Raw genomic sequence first — 3,675 nt, forward strand, 5'->3', positions numbered from 1 at the left:
GTCGGCGCGGGGTCGGCCGCGGCCGTCGCCCCCGTGCGCACGCGTGCGACGAGCTTCGCCGCGATCGACGGGGCGAGCACGGTCTCGCCGGCGGCGACCGAGCGGATGCCGGCGAGGATCTCCTCCTGCGGTGCGGCCTTCAGCAGGTACCCGCTCGCACCCGCCTCGATCGCGGCGAGGATGTGGTCGTCGGTCTCGTACGTCGTGAGCACCAGCACCCGGGTGCCGGTCCCGCCGACGGATGCCACGATGCGCTCCGTCGCGGCGGCGCCGTCGAGCACGGGCATCCGCAGGTCCATGAGCACCAGGTCGGGCTGCAGCTCGGTCGCGAGCGCGACCGCCTCCCCGCCGTCGACGGCCTCGCCGACCACCTCGATGCCGGGCTCGGAATCGAGCAGCCCGACGATGCCGGCGCGGACGATGGGATGGTCGTCGGCGACCACGACCCGGATCGGCTCGCTCATGCGTCGGCTCCCGCCGTCGCGTCGCGTCGTTCCTCTGCTCGGCGCGAGGGGACGACCACCCGCAGCACGGTCCCGCCGTCGCGGCCGGCGCCGAACTCGAGCCGCCCGCCCACGAGCGAGACCCGATCGCGCATGCCGACGAGCCCGAAGCCGCCGTCGCCGGGCACGGCGTCGCCGGGTCCGACGCCGTCGTCGCGGACCGCGAGCACGATCTCGGGCGGCACGCCCGCCGTGGTGACCACGATCTCGGCCACGTTCGCGCGCGCGTGCTTGCGGACGTTCGCGAGTGCCTCCTGCGCGCAGCGCAGCAGCACGACCTCGAGCTCACGGTCGAGCCCCGCGGCATCCGTCGTCACCGACACGCGCACGCCGGTCTCGCGCTCGAACGTCGCCGCGAGTCGCCGCAGCGCCTCGCCCAGGCCGCCGTCGGATTCGATCGGCGCGAGCGACGCGACGAGCCCGCGCGCCTCGGTGAGCGCCTCGCGGGCCATCTGCTCCATGAGCTCGACGTCGCCCCGAGCGGATGCCGCGGCCTCGCCGTCCACTCCGGCGAGCCGTCGCTCGGTGCGCTGGGCGACCATCACCATCCCGGTGAGGCTCTGCGCGATCGTGTCGTGGATCTCGCGGGCGAGCCGCGCCCGCTCGTCGGCCACGCCCGCGTCGCGGTGCATGGCGGCGAGCTGGCCCTGCGCCGCCTGCAGCTCCTCGAGCAGGCGAGCGCGCTCCTCGCCGAACTGCGCGATGCGCGTGATCCAGAGGCCGAGCGCGATGCTGAAGCCGACCGAGAGCGCCGCGATCGCGGAACCGGTGACGAGGCCCGCGGGCCCCGACCGAGCTGCGTAGCCGAACACGATCGCGACGGCGATGGCGAGGTTCGCGATGATCGCACTGCGCGTCGACGGCGAGGTCGACCAGACGAACGGGTAGAGGAACGCCTGCAGGATCGCGAACGACGGCTCGATCGCCGTGCCGACCGCGAGGAGCACCGCGTACGTGATCGAGACCGCCAGGTGCGCGCGGGTCGTCGCGACCGGCACGCACCGTCGGCCCCACGCCAGGTGGACCAGGAGGAACGCGCCCGCGACCGCCCACACGCCGATGTCGTCGGCGCCGAACGGCGGGTCGAGCAGGGAGACCGCGGCGATCACGACCGCGACCGCGACCGCCGCGGCATCCCACCACCGCACGTTCTGCATGGACTCAGGCTCCCACAGGGTTCTCGCGTCGCGCAGCGCTCACGCGTCGCGCCGGATCCAGCGGAAGGTGAGGCGGCTGAGGACCAGGCCGATGACGAGCCAGGCGAGCAGCGCGACCGCGACCCAGCCGAGGTCCCACGCGCCGTTCTGCTCGAGTACCGCGAAGTCCTCGGGCAGGAACACGGCGCGCATGCCCTGCGCCATCCACTTGAGCGGGAAGAGGCTCGCGACGTTCTGCATCCACTCGGGCAGTTGGTAGAACTGCAGGTAGACGCCCGAGATGAACTGGAGCACGAGCAGGATCGGGATCACGACCGCCGCCGCGGACTTGCCCGAGCGCGGCACCGAGGAGAGCGCGATGCCGAGCAGGGCCGAGGTGCCCACGCCGAGCACGAACACCCAGGCGAAGGTCGCCCACTTCTCGGGTTCGGTGGGCAGCGCGATGCCGAACAGCGTGGCCGCGGCGACGAGGAGTAGCGCGGCCTGCAGCACGCCGGTCACGAAGACCTGCCCGATCTTCCCGATGAAGTACGACACCGGCGACAGCGGCGTGCCGCCGAGGCGCTTCAGGGTGCCGTCGGACTTCTCGATCGCGATGTCGATCGCGAGGTTCTGCACGCCGGAGAGCAGCATGCCGGCGGCCAGGAGGCCCGGCAGGTAGTACGCGCCGACCGAGACGCCCTCCATGCCGGGAGCCGGCTGGATGTCTCCGGCCGAGCTGAACGCGGCGGTGAAGATGCCGAGCATGATGAACGGGAAGAGGAAGGTGAAGAACACCGCGTCGGGGGAGCGGAAGTAGCTCCGGACCTCGTAGCCGATGCGGGAGCCGCCGAGCGCGAGGCGCCCGGGGCGGCGGGTGCCGGCGGCGGTGCCGGCCACGGTGGTCAGGTCGGTGGTGCTCATGCGAGAGCCTCCTCGGTGTCGATGATCTCCGCACCGGAGGCGCGGACCAGGTCCAGGTAGATGTCCTCGAGGCTCGGTCGGATGACCTCGAGGTCGGCGGGCTCGCCGCCGCAGTCCCGGGCGACGGAGGCCACGAACTCGGCCGGGCGCTCGGTGCGCGACTCGCGCGGAGTGCCGTCGGGGTCGGTCCAGCGGACGATGGGCACCCGCGCCTCGGCACCGCCGAGCTCGTGCACGCGGCCGACGTCGACGAGCTTCCCGCCGATGATGATGCCCGCCCGGTCCCCGAGCTGCTCGGCCTCGTCGAGGTAGTGGGTCGTGAGCAGGATGGTCGTGCCATCGCGCTTCAGCGACCGGATCAGGTCCCAGAACTCGCGTCGGGCCTCGGGGTCGAACCCGGTCGTCGGCTCGTCGAGGAACAGCAGTTCGGGTTGTCCGATGATGCCGAGGGCGACGTCGAGGCGTCGTCGCTGACCGCCCGAGAGCTTCGCGACGCGCGTGCGCGCCTTCTCCTCGAGCCCGACGGCGGCGACCACCTCGTCGACGTCGCGCGAGCGCGGGTAGAGGCCCGCGAAGTGCGCGAGCTGCTCGCGCACGGTCATCGCGCCGCTCTCGGTGCCCGACTGCAGCACGATGCCGAGGCGCGACTTCCAGTCGAGACCGCCCCGGGCGGGATCGACGCCGAGGACGCTGACCTCGCCCGCAGTGCGGAGGCGGTAGCCCTCGAGGATCTCGATCGTGGTCGACTTGCCCGCGCCGTTGGGGCCGAGCAGAGCGAACGTCTCGCCGTGCGGGATGTCGAGGTCGATGCCGTCTACGGCGGCGACGCGGGCGTACTGCTTGCGGAGTCCGCGGATGCGCACGGCGGGCGCTTCGCGGGGGCTGCTGGTGTCCATGCCCTCGATGCTCCTCCTCGACGGGGCGAAACGACAGCCGTGGAGCGGTCGATCTTCGCCTCCACCGATCGGTGGAGGGTGAGGTCAGGGCTCGCGGAGCTCCGCGAGGCGGCGCTCGAGGAAGCGGCGCTCCGGCGCCGTGCGGGCGAGCGCGATCGCGTCGCGGTAGCGGGAGGCCGCGGCATCCGCCTCGCCCTGCCGGCGCAGCAGGTCGGC

Annotated in this window: 4 protein-coding genes; all 4 read right to left on the reverse strand. The window is 73.0% G+C overall.

Translation table 11 applies throughout. The features are described 5' to 3' along the window. Positions 1 to 464, reverse strand: a 464-nt coding sequence (locus ESO86_RS13345) for a response regulator (RefSeq protein WP_165307822.1), incomplete at its 3' end; no start/stop codon positions are given. Continuing rightward, positions 461 to 1,660 carry a sensor histidine kinase gene (locus ESO86_RS13350; RefSeq protein ID WP_129235459.1) on the reverse strand — a complete coding sequence of 400 codons (1,200 nt, stop codon included), beginning with the start codon at positions 1,658 to 1,660 and terminating at the stop codon, positions 461 to 463. The genes ESO86_RS13345 and ESO86_RS13350, both read right to left, overlap by 4 nt. Before the next feature lie 39 nt (positions 1,661 to 1,699). After that, positions 1,700 to 2,563, reverse strand: coding sequence for an ABC transporter permease (locus ESO86_RS13355; RefSeq protein WP_129235460.1), 864 nt, complete (start codon positions 2,561 to 2,563; stop codon positions 1,700 to 1,702). Beyond that, on the reverse strand, positions 2,560 to 3,459 hold the full coding sequence (locus ESO86_RS13360) for an ABC transporter ATP-binding protein (protein ID WP_129235461.1): 900 nt from the start codon (positions 3,457 to 3,459) through the stop codon (positions 2,560 to 2,562). The genes ESO86_RS13355 and ESO86_RS13360 overlap by 4 nt, the downstream gene beginning before the upstream one ends. Between the last annotated feature and the right edge of the window lie 216 nt (positions 3,460 to 3,675).

The sequence above is a fragment of the Agromyces binzhouensis genome, assembly GCF_004135055.1.
Taxonomy (GTDB): Bacteria; Actinomycetota; Actinomycetes; order Actinomycetales; family Microbacteriaceae; genus Agromyces; species Agromyces binzhouensis.